The 19760-nt window shown below is 69.3% G+C and carries 16 protein-coding genes and 1 pseudogene; 7 read left to right on the forward strand and 10 right to left on the reverse strand.

Annotation, left to right across the window (positions count from 1 at the left end):
• Positions 1-456: 456 nt before the first annotated feature.
• The gene (locus ACNKFW_RS01290; protein WP_231486689.1) at positions 457-1095 is read right to left on the reverse strand and encodes an arylesterase; all 639 of its coding nucleotides are present in this window, start codon (positions 1093-1095) and stop codon (positions 457-459) included.
• A 76-nt stretch (positions 1096-1171) separates the two neighbouring features.
• Here ACNKFW_RS01290 and ACNKFW_RS01295 point away from each other — a divergent pair, with 76 nt between their 5' ends.
• Both ACNKFW_RS01295 and ACNKFW_RS01300 read left to right on the forward strand, forming a co-directional pair.
• Positions 1172-1870, forward strand: a complete 699-nt coding sequence (locus ACNKFW_RS01295; protein WP_418024506.1) for an ABC transporter ATP-binding protein — start codon at positions 1172-1174, stop codon at positions 1868-1870.
• Positions 1871-1955: 85 nt separating this feature from the next.
• Positions 1956-4493, forward strand: a complete 2538-nt coding sequence (locus ACNKFW_RS01300) for an ABC transporter permease (protein ID WP_418024508.1) — start codon at positions 1956-1958, stop codon at positions 4491-4493.
• Between the two features lie 495 nt (positions 4494-4988).
• Here ACNKFW_RS01300 and ACNKFW_RS01305 read toward each other — a convergent pair whose 3' ends face one another.
• Entirely contained in the window at positions 4989-5648 is a 660-nt protein-coding gene (locus ACNKFW_RS01305) for a GntR family transcriptional regulator (RefSeq protein ID WP_418024510.1), read from the reverse strand.
• A 192-nt stretch (positions 5649-5840) separates the two neighbouring features.
• On the opposite strand from ACNKFW_RS01305, the gene ACNKFW_RS01310 reads away from it, so the two are divergent.
• The 3 genes from ACNKFW_RS01310 to ACNKFW_RS01320 are packed head-to-tail and all read left to right on the forward strand — an operon-like array spanning position 5841 to position 10171.
• A complete protein-coding gene (locus tag ACNKFW_RS01310; RefSeq protein ID WP_418024512.1) occupies positions 5841-7223 on the forward strand; it encodes an SLC13 family permease in 1383 nt (460 codons plus the stop codon).
• 34 nt (positions 7224-7257) lie between these two features.
• Positions 7258-8628, forward strand: a complete 1371-nt coding sequence (locus tag ACNKFW_RS01315) for a malonyl-CoA decarboxylase (RefSeq protein ID WP_418024514.1) — start codon at positions 7258-7260, stop codon at positions 8626-8628.
• Positions 8629-8644: 16 nt separating this feature from the next.
• Complete coding sequence (locus tag ACNKFW_RS01320) at positions 8645-10171, forward strand: malonate--CoA ligase (protein ID WP_024844201.1); 1527 nt, start codon at positions 8645-8647, stop codon at positions 10169-10171.
• Positions 10172-10397: 226 nt separating this feature from the next.
• Here the strand turns inward: ACNKFW_RS01320 and ACNKFW_RS01325 are convergent.
• From ACNKFW_RS01325 to ACNKFW_RS01345, 5 genes and pseudogenes are all read right to left on the reverse strand, one after another.
• Positions 10398-10448, reverse strand: a pseudogene (locus tag ACNKFW_RS01325) (hypothetical protein); the annotation flags it as partial.
• Positions 10449-10539: 91 nt separating this feature from the next.
• Positions 10540-11646, reverse strand: coding sequence for an ABC transporter ATP-binding protein (locus tag ACNKFW_RS01330; protein WP_418024516.1), 1107 nt, complete (start codon positions 11644-11646; stop codon positions 10540-10542).
• A 3-nt stretch (positions 11647-11649) separates the two neighbouring features.
• Positions 11650-12489, reverse strand: coding sequence for a carbohydrate ABC transporter permease (locus ACNKFW_RS01335; protein ID WP_024844199.1), 840 nt, complete (start codon positions 12487-12489; stop codon positions 11650-11652).
• A gap of 4 nt (positions 12490-12493) precedes the next feature.
• On the reverse strand, positions 12494-13366 hold the full coding sequence (locus ACNKFW_RS01340; RefSeq protein ID WP_024844198.1) for a carbohydrate ABC transporter permease: 873 nt from the start codon (positions 13364-13366) through the stop codon (positions 12494-12496).
• A 66-nt stretch (positions 13367-13432) separates the two neighbouring features.
• On the reverse strand, positions 13433-14674 hold the full coding sequence (locus tag ACNKFW_RS01345; protein WP_024844197.1) for an ABC transporter substrate-binding protein: 1242 nt from the start codon (positions 14672-14674) through the stop codon (positions 13433-13435).
• A 170-nt stretch (positions 14675-14844) separates the two neighbouring features.
• Here ACNKFW_RS01345 and ACNKFW_RS01350 point away from each other — a divergent pair, with 170 nt between their 5' ends.
• Together ACNKFW_RS01350 and ACNKFW_RS01355 are read left to right on the forward strand one after the other, a co-directional pair.
• A complete protein-coding gene (locus ACNKFW_RS01350) occupies positions 14845-15549 on the forward strand; it encodes a response regulator transcription factor (RefSeq protein WP_024844196.1) in 705 nt (234 codons plus the stop codon).
• Positions 15542-16948, forward strand: a complete 1407-nt coding sequence (locus tag ACNKFW_RS01355; RefSeq protein WP_418024519.1) for a sensor histidine kinase — start codon at positions 15542-15544, stop codon at positions 16946-16948. The genes ACNKFW_RS01350 and ACNKFW_RS01355 overlap by 8 nt, the downstream gene beginning before the upstream one ends.
• 131 nt (positions 16949-17079) lie before the next feature.
• Here ACNKFW_RS01355 and urtE read toward each other — a convergent pair whose 3' ends face one another.
• From urtE to urtC, 3 genes are read right to left on the reverse strand one after another with little or no spacing between them, the layout of a single operon-like run.
• A complete protein-coding gene (gene urtE, locus ACNKFW_RS01360; RefSeq protein ID WP_147427494.1) occupies positions 17080-17784 on the reverse strand; it encodes an urea ABC transporter ATP-binding subunit UrtE in 705 nt (234 codons plus the stop codon).
• Between the two features lie 3 nt (positions 17785-17787).
• Positions 17788-18528: an urea ABC transporter ATP-binding protein UrtD gene (urtD, locus tag ACNKFW_RS01365; protein WP_024844193.1), complete on the reverse strand. Its 741-nt coding sequence runs from the start codon at positions 18526-18528 to the stop codon at positions 17788-17790.
• Complete coding sequence (urtC, locus tag ACNKFW_RS01370) at positions 18525-19760, reverse strand: urea ABC transporter permease subunit UrtC (RefSeq protein WP_418024521.1); 1236 nt, start codon at positions 19758-19760, stop codon at positions 18525-18527. Before urtC ends, urtD begins: the two co-directional genes overlap by 4 nt.

The following is a 19760-nucleotide window of genomic DNA, read 5'->3' on the forward strand; positions in this document are numbered from 1 at the left end:
GCGGATGGCCCCGACCGGCGCGGCTGCGGGTGATCGGATGGCTGAAGGAGGCCGCGGGTTTTCCCGCCTCCGCCAGAGGCATGCAGACCGCAACCGGGCGACCGGGATCGGCCTGCGGCAGCAGGGCTGGCCGCCCTGCCGCGCCCCTTGCGCCTCCGGCGAGGACCGATGCCGGGCTGCGGCCGCGGTGTGGTCAGGCTGGACGCGACCGCAAGGGGCGGCCCCGAACGCCGAGCGCATGAATCGGCTGCAAAAGGGCGGGATCGGCGCCTTTCCCGATACCTGGATGCATGGCGAGGACCGGCCACGGGCCGCCCCTTGCGCGATCGCCGGATCTCGGAGGCGGATCTGGGCGCGGCGCTGGTGGTCCGCATGGGCAGGGCGCCGGGGCAATGCCGGAACCTCCGCGGGCGGGTAAGCCGGTGCGGATCCTGCCCTGCGCCCCTTGCGCCGATGTCATTCCTTCCCTTCGATACCATCCAGGAACCGCAGCACCTCGGGGCCGAGGCCCTCGACGATCCGCGCCACGCCCTCGGCATTCGGATGCAGGCCGTCGGGTTGCAGATAGGCGCCCAGACCCGCGGGATCGCCCGTGCCTTCCAGCAGCGGCGCAAGGAAGCTGCCCGCCAGCGGCACATCATGCGCCCGTGCAAGCTCCGGGTAGATGGCATCGAAGGCCCTGCGGTATTCGGGGCCGTAATTGCCCGGCGCCTCCATGCCCACCAGCAGCACCGGCACCTCCTGCGCGGCCGCCTCGGCCAGGATGGCGTCCAGATTGGCGCGGCTGACCTCGGGCAGGATGCCGCGCAAAAGGTCGTTGCCGCCCAGGGCCAGGATCATCGCATCCGCCCCGTCGGCCAGCGCCCAGCCGACCCGCGCCCGCCCGCCCGCGGTGGTGTCGCCCGAGACCCCGGCGTTCAGCACCGTCACCTCGCGCCCCTCGGCCCGCAGCCAGGCCTCCAGCTGCGGCACGAAGCCCTGGTCCGGCGGCAGGCCGTAGCCCTGCGTCAGGCTGTCGCCCAGGGCCACCAGCCGCAGCGGCCCTGCCGCCGCCGGCAGCGCCAGCATGGCCAGGCCGATGAAAACCGCGGACATCGTCGCCATCATGCGGTTGCGGAAATCCCGCCCGGCCCCATATCCCCAGGCAGGACGGTCAGGTGAAGGACGGGCGATGACGGAGCCGGTGGTTTCGCTGCGCGAAGCGCGGCTCACGTTGATGGGAAACGCCGGGCCGGTGGACATCCTGAGAGGCATCACCCTGGACGTGGCGCGGGGCGAGACATTGGGGCTGGTGGGTCCGTCCGGTTCGGGCAAGTCCTCTCTCCTCATGCTCATGGGCGGGCTCGAACGGGCCACGGGGGGCAGCGTCCGGGCGCTGGGTTGCGATCTGACGGCCCTGGGCGAAGATGCGCTTGCCCAGTTCCGCAGGGGGAATATGGGCGTGGTCTTCCAGTCCTTCCACCTCATCCCGACGATGACGGCGCTGGAAAACGTCGCCGTGCCGCTGGAACTGATGGGCGCGCGGGACGCTTTCGAACGCGCGGCCGCCGAACTGGCTGCCGTGGGGCTGGAAAAGCGCGCCGGGCATTATCCCGCGCAGTTGTCGGGGGGCGAGCAGCAGCGCGTGGCCCTGGCCCGCGCCGCGGTGACGCGGCCCGCGATCCTGTTGGCCGACGAGCCGACCGGCAACCTGGACGGCAAGAACGGCAGGGCGATCATGGACCTGCTGTTCGGGCTGCGCGACCGGCACGGCGCGACGCTGATCCTTGTCACCCATGCGCCAGAACTCGCGGCGCGCTGCGACCGGGTGGTGCATCTGGCCGACGGCCGGATCGAGGGCGAGGCGGCAGGGCAGAGGGCGGCGGAATGACGGCCGCATCCCCTTGCCGCCCGGCGCGGATGCCGGCTCGCGGCCGAGGCCCCGCGCAAACCGCCGCCGCCCGCGCGGTCCGGCCATGAGCGCCCGCACGGCCCTGCGCCTTGCCCGGCGCGAGCTGCGCGGCGGATTGCGCGGCTTTCGCATCTTCCTGGCCTGCCTGATCCTGGGCGTCGCGGCCATCGCGGCGGTGGGCATCGTGCGCGCCTCGATCCAGGCGGGGCTGGCCGAGCAGGGCAGGGTTCTGCTGGGCGGCGATGCGCAGATGCAGTTCACCTATCGCCATGCCTCCGAGGCCGAGCGCGCCTTCATGGACCGCGTGGCGCTGCGCATCTCCGAGGTGATCGATTTCCGCTCGATGGCCGTCGCCGGCGAGGGCGACGCGGCCGAGCATGGCCTGACCCAGGTGAAGGCCGTGGACGGTGCCTATCCGCTGGTCGGCACGGTCGAGCTTGACCCGCCGATGCCGCTCGATCAGGCGCTGGCCGGCAGGGACGGCTTGCCCGGCGCGGTGATGGACCGGGTACTGGTCGACCGGCTGGGCCTTGGCATCGGCGACACCTTCCGGCTGGGCCTGCAATCCTTTCGCCTGGCAGCGGTGCTGGTGGCCGAGCCCGACAGCGCCTCGGGCGGTTTCGGCCTTGGCCCGCGCACGCTGGTCGCCAGCCCGGTGCTGGCGGATTCGGGGCTGATCGGGCCGGGCACGCTGTTTGACACGCAATACCGCCTGCTCTTGCCGCCGGGCACCGATCTGTCCGCCCTGCGGCAAGAGGCGATGGCCGCCTTTCCCGATACCGGCCTGCGCTGGCGCGACAGCCGCCGCGCCGCGCCGGGGATCGAACGCTTCGTGGACCGGATCGGGGCCTTCCTGGTGATCGTGGGGCTGGCCGGCCTGGCGGTCGGCGGGGTCGGCGTCTCGGCGGCGATCCGCGCCTATCTGGCGGGCAAGACGGCCACCATCGCCACGCTGCGCACCCTGGGCGCCGACCAAAGGGTGGTGTTCCTGACCTATCTGTTCCAGATCGCGGCGCTGACCGCCCTGGGGGTCGGCGCGGGGCTGGTCCTTGGCGCGGCCGTCCCGCTGGCGCTTGCGCCGATGATCGCGCGCCTGCTGCCGGTGCCGGCGGTCTTTGCGCCCTGGCCCGCGCCGCTGGCCGAGGCGGCGTTCTACGGCATCGCGACCGCGCTGCTCTTCACGCTCTGGCCGCTGGCGCGCACCGCGCGCATTAGGGCGGCGGCGCTTTACCGCGAGGCGGCGGGTGCGGCGCAAGGCTGGCCCCGGCCAATATGGTGGGCGGTGTCCGCCATGCTTGCCGCGGTGCTGATCGGCGGTGCGGTGCTGTTTTCCGGCGTGCCGCGGCTGGCGCTGGGGGCGGCGTTCGGCATCGTGGCGGCCTTGGGCGTGCTGGTCCTGTCGGCCCTGCTGGTGCGCCGCGCGGCGCGGTTCCTGGCGCGCCGGCCCGCCCTGCGCGGGCGGCCGGCGCTGCGGCTGGCGCTATCGGCCATCGGCGGGCCGGGGCAGGAAACCACCTCGGTCATTCTCTCGCTGGGCCTGGGGCTTGCGGTGCTGGCCAGCGTGGGGCAGATTGAGGCCAACCTGCGCGCCGCCATCGACCGCGACCTGCCCGCCCGCGCGCCGGCCTATTTCTTCCTCGACATCCAGAACGACCAGATGGCGGCGTTCAACGCCCGGCTGGACGCCGATCCCGGCGTGGAGCGGGTGGAAAGCGCGCCGATGCTGCGCGGCATCCTGACCCGCATCAACGGCCGGCCCGCCGCCGAGGTCGCGGGCGACCACTGGGTGCTGCGTGGCGATCGCGGCGTCACCTATTCCGAAACGCCGCCCGAGGGCACCACGGTCACAGCCGGCACCTGGTGGCCCCAGGGCTACGACGGTCCGCCGCAGGTCTCGTTCGGGGCCGAGGAGGCCGCGGAGCTGGGGCTGGCGCTTGGCGACCGGATCACGGTGAACATCCTGGGCCGCGACATCGAGGCCCGGATCACCAGCTTCCGCGCGGTCGATTTCTCGACCGGCGGCCTCGGCTTCGTCATGTCGATGAGCCCGAACGCGCTCAGCGGCGCGCCCCATACCCATATCGCCACGGTCTATGCCGGGACCGAGGCCGAGGGCCGCATCCTGCGTGACCTGGCGCGCGCCTTCCCGAATGTGACCGCGATCCGGGTGCGCGACGCGGTGGACCGCGTGACCGACGCGCTCGGCGCCATTGCCTCGGCAGCGGCATGGGCGGCGGGGGCGACGCTCGTGACCGGGTTCATGGTGCTGATCGGCGCCGCCGCGGCGGGCGAGCGGGCGCGGGTCTTCGAGGCGGCGGTCCTGCGCACGCTGGGCGCGACGCGGGGACGCATCCTTGCCTCCTTCGCGCTGCGCTCGGCGCTGATGGGGGCTGCGGCGGGCCTTGTGGCGATCCTTGCCGGAGGGCTCGCGGGCTGGGCGGTGATCACCTTCGTGATGGAGGCGCGCTACGTGTTCGAGCCGGTCTCGGCGGTGGCGATCGTGCTGGGCGGGGTGGCGGCTGTCATGCTGGCCGGCATCGCCTTTGCGCTGCGGCCGCTGTCGGTGCGCCCGGCGCGCGTGCTGCGGATCCAGGACGGCTAGGCTGAGAGCCGGCATGTCTTGCTGGTGGTTCGCGACAAATGCTCCATGTCTGCGGGTTCTTGCCGCGGCGGGCATGTCGCGAGTCGATGACCGGGCAGCGATTTCCGGCATTCCGCATATCCCCCGGACCGGGCGCCGCCGGCGCGATGTTCCGGCAGCCTGGGGACTGCCGGTCACGCCCCATGATCGCTGCAATCGCGGGTTGCCGCACCGCATCTGCCAGCGCCTGTTCGAGAAGATCGCAGCGCCAGGGGCGGCGCATGGGAAAGCACGCCGCCCGGCGGCCGGCTTGGCAAAGGGAGGGCGGCTGGCAGCGGTCGGCCGTTCGCATGGTGGACGGGCCCGCAAGGTCCACTGTCCGGCCGGTGATCGCGGCCGCCCGGTCGCCTTCGCCCCGATATGGGCAACCAGCCCGCCGGGCGGTCCATGACCCATTATCCCGTCGCGTCGCGGCGATCCGCCGGTGGGGTTTTCCGATGACCGGTGCCCGCGCGTTCAGCCCCGCCCTTGCCGCAAGGCCGCGATCAGGTCGTGGAAGCGGTCGCCCTGCACGATCACATGGTTGCGCAGCGCCTTGGCCGCGCCCTCGCCGTCGCCGGCTCGGATGCGCGCCACCACCGCGTCATGTTCGGCGAAGGACCGCATCATCCGGTTGCGCACCTTGAGCTGCATGCGGCGATAGGGTTGCAGCATGGCATGCAGCCGCGCCGCCTCCTGCGCCAGAAAGGCATTATGGGTCGCACGATAGATGCAATGGTGGAAATCCGAGTTACGGGCATAATAGGCCTCGACCTCGCCGGCCTCGGCCAGTCGGCGGCAGATCTCGTGAACGGCCTCGAAATCGGCCAGTTCCGTCTCGGTGATGCGGCGGGCGGCCAGGCGGCCGCAGGTCGCCTCGATCTCGGCCATGACCTCGAAGCGTTCGGCCAGTTCGCTGGCGCTCCATTCGGTGACGAAAGTGCCGCGCTTGGGCACCACCCGGACCAGGCCCGAGGCCTCGAGCTGGTGCAGCGCCTCGCGGATCGGGGTGCGCGAAACCTCGAACTCCCGCTCCAGCGCCTCGGGATCCAGCCGGGCGCCGGGCGGATACTTGCCTTCCACGATGGCGTTTTCCAGCGCGTTGCGGATGCGCAGCGTGTTGGGGATCGTCGCCATGGAAAGCCTCCTTCTGCTCCTTGCCCGAAAGATAAGCAGTTTCCCGGCATTTATCCATCTTCGGATTTGATATATACAACAAGCAACAGGAAACGTATAACAGCCCAGTGAGGATTCGCGCGCCGGAGGAGGGCGCGGGAATCGGCCGCCGGTTCGCCGGCGCAAGGAGGTTTGCATGGAGAGGAGCCGCGCATGACCCCGCATCTGTTTTCGATCTACGCGCTGGCGGCGATGTTCGTCGTCGCCACCATCTGGCCAATCAACATGGGCGTGCTGGCCTATGTCGGCGCCTTCCTGGTCGGCACCCTGCTGGCCGGGCAGGCCGCCAAGGAAATCATCGCCGGCTTTCCCAGCGGCCTGTTCCTGACGCTGGTCGGCATCACCTGGCTGTTCGCGCTGGCGCAGAACAATGGCACCATCGACTGGCTGGTGCGCATGGCGGTGCGCGCCGTCAAGGGCCGCATCGGCGCGATCCCGTGGATCATGTTCGGCATCTCGGCCGTCCTGACCGCGGTGGGCGCCGTCAGCCCCGGCGCCGTCGCCATCGTGGCGCCCATCGCGCTGGGCTTTGCCTTCCGCTACCAGATCTCGCCCCTGCTGATGGGCCTGATGGTGGTGCATGGCGCCCAGGCCGGGGGCTTTTCGCCGATCAGCATCTATGGCGGCATCACCAATGGCGTGGTGGCCAAGGCCGGGCTGCCGCTGTCGCCCATGACCACCTTTGCCGCCAGCTTCTTCGTCAACGCGGCGGTGGCGCTTTTGCTGTTCATGGTGCTGGGCGGGCGCAAGCTGATGCAGGCGCGGCAGGACCGGATCGAGCCGGTCGCGGTGCCGCATGTCGAGATCGCCCGCCCTGCCACCGGCCCGCAGATCTTCGGCGACAGCGAGGCCGAGGCGCTGAGCCGCCGCATCGGCGAGGAGGGCGGCGGGGAATCGAACCGTCTCGTCGCCGAGGTCGAGGAGGGCGACCAGCCCGACGGCACGCTCTACCAGATCGTGACGCTGGCCGGGCTGGCGTTGCTGGCGGTGCTGGTGCTGGCCTTCAATCTCGACATCGGCTTCGTCTCGCTGACCATCGGCCTGGCCCTGGCGCTGTGGGATCCGACCATGCAGAGGCGCGCCATGGCCCAGGTCGCCTGGCCCGAGATCATGCTGATCACCGGGGTTTCCACCTATGTCGCGGTGCTGGAGCACATGGGCACCATCGATTTCGTCGGCGACAGCGTGGCGGGCATGGCCTCGCCCTTGCTGGCGGCGCTGATGCTGTTCCTGATCGGCGCCGTGGTCTCGGCCTTCGCCTCGTCCACGGCGGTGCTGGGCTCGCTGATCCCGCTGGCGGTGCCCTTCCTGCAGGGCGATACCGGCGTCGGCGCCATCGGCTTCATCGCCGGCATGGCCGTCGCCTCGACCATCGTCGATGTCAGCCCGTTCTCGACCAACGGCGCCCTGGTTCTGGCCAATGCGCGCGGGGTGGACCGCCAGGTGTTTTTCCGCAGACTGCTGAGCTATGGCGCGCTGGTGACGCTGGTCGCCCCGGTCGTGCTGTGGCTGATCTTCGTCGTGCTGCCGGGATGATCCCGGCAGGCCACCCGCTTTTCGGAGGCCCGAAATGATCAAGACCGTCGAGACCCCGCGCCCCGGACGCCCGGCCTTTCTGGGCGAGCTGGTCGAGGTGTTGACAGAGCGCGGCCGCCGCCTTTTGGGGCGGCGCGGCGCCGGCGCCGCCACCGAGGCGCCCGACCTGTGCGAGCTGGGCGAGGCGCTGCTGTCGCGGCAGGGCGAGGCCTCGGGGGTGGCCATCGCCCAGGGTCTGCTCGCCGCCTTCGAGGATGCCGATGAGGCGACGCGGCTGGCCTTCCTGCAAAACCTTGCCGACCGTTTCGGTCCCGATCCGGCGGCGGTCCGCGCGGCGCTGGAGGCGGTGCAGCGCGACCCCGAGGACGGGCGGGCCATCGAGGCGCTGCACGACGCCGCCGAGCCGCGCCGGCAGGAGCTGTTCCGCCGCCTGAACCTGGCGCCCGGCGGCACGGCGGCGCTGGTGCGGATGCGCGAGGAGCTGCTGCGCCATCTGAAGGGCAACCCCGCGCTGCGCCGGGTGGACGGCGATTTCGCGCATCTCTTCGCGTCCTGGTTCAACAGGGGGTTTCTCGTGCTGCGTCATATCGACTGGAACACACCCGCCAGCATCCTGGAAAAGATCATCCGCTACGAGGCGGTGCATGCCATCCAGAACTGGGACGACCTGCGCAACCGCCTGCAGCCGACCGATAGGCGCTGCTACGGCTTCTTTCACCCGCAGCTGGTGGATGAGCCGCTGATCTTCGTCGAGGTGGCGCTGACCAAGGAGATCCCGGACAATGTCGCCGGGCTGCTCGACCTCGACCGCCAGCCGATCGAAGCGGAGCGCGCCAGCACCGCGGTGTTCTATTCCATCTCGAACACCCAGCGCGGGCTGGCCGGGGTGTCCTTCGGCAATTTCCTGATCAAGCAGGTGGTCGAGGAACTCAAGGCGGAACTGCCCAACATCCGCAGCTTCGTCACGCTGTCGCCGGTGCCGGGCTTTGCCGCCTGGCTGGCCGGGCAGTGCAAGGACGCGATGTCGGAACTGATCGACGCCGACCAGCGCCTGGCCTTCGCCCTGCTGGACGATCCCGGCTGGCACAAGGATCCGGCCAAGGCCGAAAGCCTGCGCCCGCCGCTTCTGGCCGCCGCCGCGGCCTATTTCCTGCGCGCCCGCGACGGCAAGGGCCGCATCGTCGATCCGGTGGCGCGCTTCCACCTGGGCAACGGCGCCCGGCTGGAACGGCTGAACTTTTTGGGCGATGTCTCGGCCAACGGGCTGAAGCAGTCGCATGGGCTGATGGTGAACTATCTCTACGATCTCGACCGGATCGAGGCGAACCACGAAGCCTTCGCCGAACGCAGCGCCATCGCCGCATCGGACAGCGTCAAGCGCGCGCTGCCGGCCTCCAACCCATGAATCACGGGGACAACGCATGAGTGACAATCTGTTCGACCTTCTCGCCGCCGGCATCACCGACCCCGAGGCCGTGGCCATCGAGACGCAGGCCGGCGAGCGCATCCGCTACGCCGACCTGATCGCCCGCAGCGGCCGCATGGCCAATGCGCTGGCGGCCTTTGGCGTCCAGCCCGGCGACCGGGTGGCGGTGCAGGTCGAGAAATCGGTGCAGGCGATCATCCTCTATCTCGCCACCCTGCGGGCAGGCGCGGTGTTCCTGCCGCTGAACACCGGCTATACCCCCGCCGAGATCGGCTATTTCCTGGGCGATGCCGAGCCGCGGGTCTTTGTCTGCGACCCCGCCCGGCAAGAGGCGCTGCGCGCGCCCACCGAGGCCGCCGGCGCCCGCATGGTCACGCTGGATGCCGAGGGGCGGGGCAGCCTGACCGACGCCGCCGATGCCGCCCCCGAAACCTTTGCCACCGTGGCCCGCGACAGCGGCGACCTGGCCGCGCTGCTTTACACCTCGGGCACCACCGGCCGCTCCAAGGGCGCGATGCTGACCCATGGCAATCTGGTCTCGAATGCCCAGGTGCTGCGCGAGGCCTGGCGCTTTACCGCGCAGGACGTGCTGATCCACGCCCTGCCGATCTTTCACACCCACGGCCTGTTCGTCGCCACCAACGTGGTGCTGTTCTCGGGCGCCTCGATGATCTTCCTGCCGAAATTCGACGTCGACCGGATCTTCGAGGCGATGGCCCGCGCCACCGTGCTGATGGGCGTGCCGACCTTCTACGTCCGCCTGCTTCAGGACGACATGCTGAACGCCGAAACCACCGCGACCATGCGGCTGTTCGTCTCGGGTTCGGCGCCGCTGCTGGCCGAGACGCATCGCGAATGGCAGGCCCGCACCGGCCATGCGATCCTGGAACGCTACGGCATGACCGAGACGAACATGAACGCCTCGAACCCCTATGACGGCGAGCGCATCGCCGGCACCGTCGGCCTGCCGCTGCCCGGCACCGAGATCGTCGTCACCGACCCCGAGACCGGCGCCGAACTGCCGCGGGGCGAGATCGGCATGATCGAGGTGCGCGGCCCGAACGTGTTCAAGGGCTATTGGCGCATGCCGGAAAAGACCGCCGCCGAGCTGCGCGACAACGGCTTCTTCATCACCGGCGACCTGGGGAAATTCGACGAGCGCGGCTATCTGCACATCGTCGGCCGCGGCAAGGATCTGATCATCACCGGCGGCTACAACGTCTATCCCAAGGAGATCGAGACCGAGATCGACGCGCTGCCCGGCGTGGTCGAATCCGCCGTCATCGGCCTGCCGCATCGCGATTTCGGCGAGGGCGTGACGGCGGTGGTGGTCCCGACCGGCAGCCCCGCCCTGACCGAGGCCGATGTGCTGGCCCCGCTGGAGGGACGGCTGGCGAAGTTCAAGCAGCCCAAGCGCGTGCTGTTCGTGGACGAGCTGCCGCGCAACACCATGGGCAAGGTGCAGAAGAACCTGCTGCGCGACCGTTTCGCCGGGCTTTACGACGGGGCGGCGGAGCGTTGAGGGCCGGCTCGCGCCGACAGGGCGGGGCGCGGCTTGCGGTCGCCGGGCGCATCTTCCTGTCGGCGCGGATGAACGATCTTGGGGTAAGGAACATCAGGCCTTTCAGGTCGAAGCCCAGCTTGCCGTTGACGGCAAGGACCACCTTGCGCGCGGTGAAATTCACCGAGTGCCGGCCCTTGCTGTCGGCGGTGCCGCGGCCATGCCAGCACCCGTCGCGCTCGGTCATCCGGAACGGCGGCAGGCCGGCGGGCCATTTTTCCGGCACGCCGGTCACCACCTCGCCGTGACCATAGATCAGAACGGTCGGCAGGGACGCATCCTCGGCCCGGCCGGCAGAAAGGCGCCGGGGCAGCGCGATCGTCCTTGGCCTAGTTCAACCGCTCTCCGCTCTCGGGCGAGAAATAGGACACTTTCGAAAGGTCGAAGGCCAGCGGAAACAGCGCCCGCGCCCGGACCGCGCTTTCCGCGCGCAGCCGCGCCGTGACCGGCTTGCCGCCCAGATGGGTGACGGCAAAGGTATCCGCGCCCGCAGGCTCGACGATCTCGATCATCACGTCGCCGCCCGCGCCCTGTGCCAGCCTCGGCAGATGGGCGCTGCCGGTGGCCTCGTGGATATCCTCGGGGCGGACGCCCAGGACGATCTGGGACGGAAGCTCGCGGGCCACCGGGTCGGTGATGACCAGCGGCGCCGCGCCCTCGCGCGCGATCTCGATGCGGGTCTGGCCACCCTCGGAACGCACCTGCGCCGGGATCAGGTTCATCGCCGGGCTGCCCATGAAATCGGCCACGAACATATTGGCCGGGCGGTTGTAGATTTCCGCCGGGGTGCCGATCTGCTGGATCACGCCGCCTTTCATCACGACGATCTTGGTGGCCAGCGTCATCGCCTCGATCTGGTCATGGGTGACATAGACGATGCTGGCGTTCAGATCCTGGTGCAGCTTCTTGATCTCGGTCCGCATCGAGACGCGCAGCTTGGCGTCCAGATTCGACAGCGGCTCATCGAACAGGAACAGCTTGGGGTCGCGCACCAGCGCCCGGCCCATCGCCACCCGCTGGCGCTGCCCTCCGGACAGCTGGCCGGGCTTGCGGGCCAAAAGCGGCTCGATCTGCAATTGCCGGGCGACCTCGGCCAGCTTGGCGGCCTGCGTCGCCTTGTCCACGCCGCGCACCTGCATCCCGAAGGTGATGTTCCTGGCCACGCTCATCGTCGGGTAAAGCGCGTAGGACTGGAACACCATGGCGATGTCGCGGTCCTTGGGCGACACGCCGGTCACGTCGCGCCCGCCGATGCGGATGGTGCCGCCGGTGATCGGCTCCAGCCCGGCGATGCAGTTCAGCAGGGTCGACTTGCCGCAGCCCGAGGGGCCGACCAGGACCAGGAAATCGCCCGGCTCCATGCTGATATTGATGTCGTGCAGGATATGCGTTTCGCCATAGGCTTTCTGCAGATGGTCGATTTCGAGGATCGGCATGGCTTACCCTTTCACGCTGCCGGCGGTCAGGCCGCGGATGAAGTATTTCCCGGCGATGACATAGACCAGCAACGTGGGCGCTGCGGCGATGATCGCGGCGGCCATGTCCACGTTGTAGGCTTTCACGCCGGTTGTGGAGTTGACGATGTTGTTCAGCGCGACCGTGACCGGCTGGCTGCCCGGCCCGCTGAAGCTGACGCCGAACAGGAAGTCGTTCCAGATCTGCGTGAACTGCCAGATGACCGAGACGGTGATGATCGGCAGCGACAGCGGCAGGAAGATCGCGAAGAAGATCCGAAAAAAACCCGCCCCGTCCACCTTGGCCGCGCGCACCAGTTCCAGCGGGATGGTGACGTAGTAATTGCGGAAGAACAGCGTGGTGAAGCCGATCCCATAGATCACATGGACGAAGATCAGCCCCGGAATCGTCCCCGCGATGCCCATCAGCCCCAGCATCTGCGCCATCGGCAGTAGCACGACCTGAAACGGGATGAAGCAGCCGAACAGGATCGCCGCGAAGAACAGGTTCGCGCCCCGGAAGCGCCATTGCGCGAAGACATAGCCGTTCAGCGCACCGACGACGGTCGAGATCGCCACCGCGGGCACCGCCATCAGCACCGAGTTCCAGAAGAAAGGCCGCAGACCCTGGCATTGCGTGCCCGCGCAGGCGCTGGACCAGGCCTCGGCCCAGGGGGCGAAGGTCAGTTCGCGCGGCAGCGACAAGAGGCTGCCGGTGCGGATTTCCTCGAGGCTTTTCAGCGATGTGGTCAGCATCACGAACAGCGGCATCAGGTAAAACAGCGCGAACAGGACCAGGACCGCGTAAAGGCCCCAGCGCAGCATGGTGTTACTGGTCACGGCGGGGCCTCAATTCGCTGTAGAGATAGGGAACGACGATGGCGAAGATCACCATCATCATGACCATCGCGCTGGCCGCCGCCTGGCCCAGATCGCCGCGCGAGAAGGCCATCGCATACATATAGGTCGCGGGCAGGTCGGTCGCGTAGCCGGGGCCGCCGTTGGTCAGCGCGATCACCAGGTCGAAGGCCTTGATCGCCAGATGCGCCAGCACGATGAAGGCCGACAGGAAGATCGGCGCCATGGTCGGGATGATGATCGCGGAATAGATGCGGTGCGTCGGGATGCCGTCGACCTGCGCGGCGCGGATGATCTCGGTATCGACCGAGCGCAGCCCGGCCAGGAACAGCGCCATCACGAAGCCCGAGGCCTGCCAGACGGCGGCCAGCACGATGGTATAGATCGCCATCTCGGGCCGGATCAGCCAGTCGAAGGTGAAATTCTCGAACCCCCAGCCCCGCACGGTGGCCTGAATGCCCAGGCCGGGGTTCAGGATCCATTTCCACGCCGTTCCCGTCACGATCAGCGACAGCGCCATCGGGTAGAGGTAGACGGTGCGCAACACGCCCTCGGCGCGGATCCTCTGGTCCAGAAAGATCGCCAGCATCAGCCCGATCACCATCGAGATCACGATGAACAAGCCGCCAAAGACGAAGAGGTTGTGCATCGCCACGTCCCAGCGCGGCGCGGCGAACAGGCGCTCGTATTGCCCGATCCCCTCGAATTCATAGCGTGGCATCAGGCGCGAGCGTGTCAGGCTGATCCAGGCGGTCCAGGCGATGAAGCCATAGACGAACACCAGAATCGCTACGAAGGACGGCGCCAAGACCAGCTTGGGCACGTTGCGTTCAAGCCATTCCATTTCCCGATTTCCCCCAGAAAGGAAACCCCGTCCCCGGACCTGCTGCCGGGGACGGGGCCGTCGGCCTTACATCGCGCTCGCGACGGCGTTGGCCAGCTGCTCCACGGCCTCGTCCGAGGTCATGTCGCTGTTGAAATGCGCCGTCACCACGTCGGTGATCGCCCCGGCGGGCCCGCCGCGCAGCGCCATGCCATGCGCATAGGAGGGCAGCAAGGAGCCGTCTTCGGCGCCCGCCTTCATCGCCTCGGCCGATTGCCGGGCGCAATCGTCGAACTCGTCCAGCGGCACGTCGGTACGCGCGGGAATCGAGCCCTTGTTGAGGTTGAAGGTCTTCTGGAAATCCTCGCCCATGATCAGCCGGGCCAGCAGCGCCTGCCCCTGCTGGCGGTCATCGCCATCGACATTGAAGAAGGCGAAGCTGTCGACATTGTACAGGAAGCCGCCGCCGGGCGTTTCGGCGCAGACGAAATCCACGCCCGGCTGCTTGCCGGCGGCCAGGAACTCGCCCTTGGCCCAGTCGCCCATGATCTGGAAGGCGGCCTCGCCGTTCATCACCATCGCGGTCGCAAGGTTCCAGTCGCGCCCCGAGAAATTGTCGTCCACATAGCCGCGGATCACCCGCATCTGGTCGAAGACCTGCTTCATGGTGTCCGAGGTCAGCGCCTCGGGGTCCAGGTCGACCAGCGCCTGCTGGTAGAATTCCGGCCCGCCCAGGCCCAGTACGACGGTCTCGAACACCGTCGCATCCTGCCAGTTCTGCCCGCCATGGGCCAGGGGCGTCACGCCCGCCGCTTTCAGCGCCTCGGCAGCGGCGTTGAACTCCTCCCACGTGGTCGGCATGGCGATGCCATGTTCGTCCAGGATCTGCTTGTTGCCCCAGATCCAGTTCACGCGATGGACGTTCACCGGCGCGGCGCACCAGTGGCCTTCGCATTGCATATGCTCGGCGATGCGCGCGGGCAGGACGGCCTCCCAGCCGTTTTCCTCGGCGACCGCGCCGATATCGGCCAGCCCGGTCTCCTCGTACCATTCCTGGATGGCGGGGCCTTTCAGCTGCACGGCGGTCGGCGCATTGCCCGACAGCACGCGGGCGCGCAGCGCGGTCATCGCCGCGTCGCCGCCCCCGCCCGCCACGGGCATGTCGGTCCAGGTGCCGCCCTCGGCCGCGAACTGCTCTTGCAGCACCGCGACGGAACGCGCTTCGCCGCCCGAGGTCCACCAGTGCAGCACTTCGGCCTGCGGCTCGGCCAGAACCGGCCCGGCCAGCATCACGGCGGTCGACGCCGCCAGAAGGGGTTTCATGGTCATGGATCCTCCCAGATCTTGATCGCGCGGACCTTGCAGGGACCGCGCCGTGAAAGGATCATGCCAAAGCCGCTGCCATTCGCGCAACGCAACACGGCCATGCGCCGGGCGGATTTCGCACCTTTATGTTACAAACTGTTACGAAGTGATATGCCGAGGGCAGGGAGGAAGACATGAGCCTGCACCGCCTGCTTCTGGTCGAGGACGATGCCGAGATGGCGGCGATGTTGGCCGCCTATCTGCAACGGCAGGGCTTCCATGTCAGCCGCGCCGACAGCCGCGCCGGCGCATTGGAGGCGCTGCGGACGGGCCGGGTCGACCTGATCCTGCTGGACGTGTCGCTGGGCAAGGATGACGGGGTGCAGATCTGCGCCGAGATCCGCGCGGCGCAGGATGTGCCGATCATCATGGTCTCGGCGTTGTCGGCGGATCATCAGCGCATGGCGGGCTACGAGGTCGGCGCGGACGACTACATCGCCAAGCCCTTCAACCCGGACCTGCTGCTGGCCCGCATCCGCGCCGTGCTGCGCCGCGCCCGCCGCGCGCCCAGCCTGAGCCATCGCCGCCGCGACGCGATCCTGCGCTTTCAGGGCTGGCGCTATGACGCGCGCCGCGACGAGGTGACGGCGCCGGGCGGGTGGCAGGTTTCGCTGTCCTCGCGCGAGACCGCGCTGCTGCGCGTGTTTCTGGCCAATCCGCTGATCCCGCTGACGCGCGAGGAAATCGCCGCGGCGCTGGAGCATGACGAGGCCGCCGGGGGCCGGGCCATCGACATGCTGGTGGGCCGGCTGCGCCACAAGACCGACCCGGCGCTGATCCGCACCGAACGCGGCACCGGCTATGTGCTGGCGGCCGAGGTCAGCCGCGACGATGCCTAGCCGCCTCAGCCTGCGCTGGCTGGCCAGTCTCTGGGTGGTGCTGGCGATGGCGGCCGGCGGCGGTGGGGTCTGGCTGTGGATGGCCAGCCAGGCGGCATGGAAGACGCATCTGGACCGCGCCTATATCGCCGGGCTGGCGCTGCATGATTCGCTGGAAAACGGCAGCGCCCTGCCCGAAGGCGTGACGCTGGTGCAGCAGGGGGCCGCGCCCACCCTGCCCGCCGGCTGGCACGAGACGCTGCTGACCCTGACCGGCGGCGGGCGCCCCGACCTGTCGCGCGGCGCGCGGCTGTCGATCCGGGTGCAATCGCCCGACATCCAATATCCGGTGGCCGAGGTGCGCAGCTATGGCGGCGGCAGCCAGGCGGCGGGGCTGGCCTCGGTCACGCGCACGCTGGCGCGGTTTTGCAGCACGCCCCGGCTGTTCGTGCAATCCGACACCGGCCCGTGGCTGCATATCCAGGGCGCCGCGATCTGGGGCTGCGACGCCGCGCCCCCGGACCGGCGATTGCTGGCGGGGTCGGTGCTGGGGGGCGCGCTGCTTCTGCTGCTGGGCTGGGTGGCCGAGGTGTCGGGCGCCTTTTCCAGCTTCGCCGCGGCGCTGCGCGATCACCGGGCGCGCAATGCCGCCCTGCCGGTGGGGGGCGTCGAGGAGTTGCGCCAGACCGCCGAGGCGGTGAACGCCTATGTCGCGCAGGACCGCGCCGCGCTGGAAAACCGCGCGCTGGTCCTGTCGGGGGTCAGCCATGATCTGGGCACCCCCGCCACGCGCCTGCGGCTGCGCAGCGCGCTGATCGAGGATGACGCCCTGCGCAGCAAGCTCGAGCGCGACATCGACGAGATGACGACGATGATCGACGGCGTGCTGACCTATACCCGCGCCGAGATCGGGGCCGAGCCGTTCCGGCAGCTTTCGCTGACCTCGCTGGCCGAGGCGGTGGTGGCCGATTATCAGGACGTGGGCATGCCGGTGCGGCTGATCCCCGCGCCGATCCGGGCCGCCCGCGCGGGCACGCTGTTTTCGCGCGCGCAGGCGCGCCAGCCGGTCGAGGCCCACGCGATCCTGATGCGCGGCCAGCCCACCTCGCTGCGCCGCGCGCTGTCGAACCTGATCGACAATGCGCTGAAATACGGCCGCGAGGCCGAGGTGATGGTGGATGGCGATGCGGATGACGCGTGGATCACCGTCACCGATCGCGGATCGGTGCTGACCGGCGAAGACCTGGCGCGGCTGACCGGCGCCTTCCAGCGCGGCGGCAATGCCGGCGCGGCCTCGGGCATGGGGCTGGGGCTGGCCATCGTCTCGACCATCGCCGCGCAGCATGGCGGGCGGCTGGAGTTCTTCCAAGCCGAACAGGGGCTTGCGGCGAAACTGGTCCTGTGCCGCCGGTGGGCCTGAGCGGACCCGGCCGAACCCTGCCCGCCACCCGCGCTTGCCGGCCAGGACCGGCCCGGAACCGGGGAAATACGCTTCACCGGGCTGGCCGGCTTCGCGTGCCCGATTTCTTGACCCGGCAGGGGTTGGAGCCATCATGCCGCGTGGCCTGCCAGCCGCGCATGCAGATCCTCGCGCCGCAGATCGGCCTTCGATCCCTGGGCCACCGGCCTGCCGCGTTCCAGCACCAGGAAGTCGTCGCCCAGATCCCACGCGAAGTCGAAATATTGCTCGACCAGCACGATGGCCATGTCGCCCCGCTCGCGAAGCGCGGCGATCACCCGGCCGATCTGGGCGATGATGTTGGGCTGGATGCCCTCGGTCGGCTCGTCCAGCAGCAGGACGCGCGGCCGGGTGATCAGCGCGCGGGCGATAGCCAGCTGTTGCTGCTGGCCGCCCGACAGGTCGCCGCCGCGCCGATGCGCCATCTCGGCCAGCACGGGAAAGCTGTCGACGATCTCGTCCGGGATGCGGCGCTGGTTGCGGGGCAGGCAGGCGAAACCTGTCTCCATGTTCTCGCGCACGGTCAGCATCGGAAAGATCGCCCGGCCCTGCGGGACATAGCCCACGCCCAGCCGCGCCATCTGCTGCGCCGTCACTCGGCCCAGTTCGCGCCCGTCAAGGCGGATCGTGCCGCCCGAGCGGGGGTGCCGTCCGGCCAGCAGGCTCAGCAGTGAGGTCTTGCCCACGCCGTTATTGCCCATCACGCAGGTCACGCGACCGGGCCGGGCGTCGATGTCGATGCCGTGAAGGATCTGGCTGCCGCCATAGTGAAGGGTCAGGTTTCTGGCTTCCAGCATGTCTCAGCGCCCCAGATAGACTTCGATCACGTCGGGATTGCGGGTCACATGGTCCAGGCTGCCCTCGGCCAGCACCGAGCCCTGGTGCAGCACCGTCACCTTGCAATCCAGCCGGCGCACGAAGTCCATGTCGTGCTCGACCACCACCACGGCGCGGGTCTTGGCCAGCCGCACCAAGAGCGTCGTGGTCTGCTCGCGCTCGGCCAGGGTCATGCCGGCCGCCGGCTCGTCCACCAGCAGCAGGCGCGGGGCCGAGGCCAGCAGCATGCCGATCTCCAGCCATTGCTTCTGGCCGTGGCTCAATTCGCCCGCCTTGCGGTGGATGTGCTCGGCCAGCCCGACCTCGGCCGCCAGTTCCGCCACCTGCGCGCGCGACGCGGCCGAGGGCTTCCAGAACAGCACCGCAAAGGGGCCGCGGTGCGCCTTCAGCGCCATGGTCAGGTTGGCGGCGACGCTTTGGTCCTCGAAGACGGTGGGCCGCTGGAACTTGCGGCCGATGCCGGCCCGCGCAATCTGCGCCTCGTTCATCCGCAGCAGCGAGCGCGAGCTTTCGCCGAATTTCACATCGCCGGAATCGGGCCGGGTCTTGCCGGTCACGATGTCCATGAAGGTGGTCTTGCCCGCGCCGTTGGGGCCGATCACCGCGCGCAGTTCCGCTGCGCCGATGCTGAAAGACAGGTTGTTGATCGCCCGGAACCCGTCGAAGCTGACCGAGATCCCGTCCACTTCAAGAAGCGCGGTCATGCCTTGGCCTCCTGTTCCTGCAATGCGCCCTGATCGGGGCCAAGGGCGCGGCCGTGGCGGCGCGGCGGCAGGATGCCAGCCAGCCGGTCGACGATCCCCGCGATGCCCTTGGGGGCGAAAAGCGTCACCAGCACGAAGGAAAGGCCAAGCGCCACCTGCCACCAGTCCACCCATTTGACCGTATAGCCCGGCAGGTTCAGGTCGGGCGCGCGGCCGCCGGTGAACCAGCTGGACAGCAGCGAGACCACGATGGCGCCGATCATGGCGCCGTAAAGCCGGCCGCGCCCGCCGATCGCCACCCAGACCGCCAGGTAGATCGAGGCGATGGGCATCAGCTCCGCCGGGTTGATGATGCCGGCCTGCGGGTAATAGAGCGCGCCGGCGATGGCGGTGATCATCGCAGCCAGGGTAAAGACTGCCAGCTTGAAGCCCTCGACCGGATAGCCCAGGAAGCGCACGCGGGTCTCGTCGTCGCGGATGGCGCGGATGATGCTGCCGAACTTGCCGCCGACCACCCATGCGGCCAGGAGGTAGAACAACGCCAGCGCGGCGGCCGAGGCCCAGAGGAACCAGACCGAGAGCCGCGCCTGCGACACGCCATCGAGGCCGGGGATGTTCTGCAATCCCGACAGCCCGTTGTTGCCGCGAAAGCCGCTGTCGTTCTGGAACAGCCACAGGGCCAGCGCCAGCGTCATCGCCTGCGTCAGGATCGACAGGTAGACGCCGTTGACCCGCGACCGGAACGCCAGCCAACCGAAGACCAGCGCCAGCAGCCCCGGCACCGCGACCACCAGGACCAGCTGCGCCGTCAGCGAATGGGCCAGGGTCCAGACCAGCGGCAGGTCCGCCGAGCCGACGACGCCGAAGATCTGGTTGGCCACCGCCTCGCGCAATTCCTGCGCGGTGGGCGGGATCGGGTTGCCGGAAAGCGATGCGGCGACGATGGCCTCGGTGCGGGCATACATCAGCCATTGCCCGATCATGTAGCCGCCCAGGGCGAAGAAGGCCATCTGCCCCAGGCTGAGGATGCCCAGGTAGCCCCAGACCAGGTCCATCGCCAGGGCGGCCAGCGCCAGGCACAGCGTCTTGCCCAGCACCTTGACGGTCGAGGTGGGGATGACGCCCGACCCATAGGCCGCGCTCATCAGCGTCACGGCAAGGGTAAAGGCGGCCAGCAGCGCCAGGACGGCCAGCACCGAGGGGTTGCGCAGGATGAAGGGTTGCCGGGTCAT

It is taken from the genome of Paracoccus sp. TD-10 (assembly GCF_048270675.1).
GTDB lineage: Bacteria > Pseudomonadota > Alphaproteobacteria > Rhodobacterales > Rhodobacteraceae > Paracoccus > Paracoccus pantotrophus.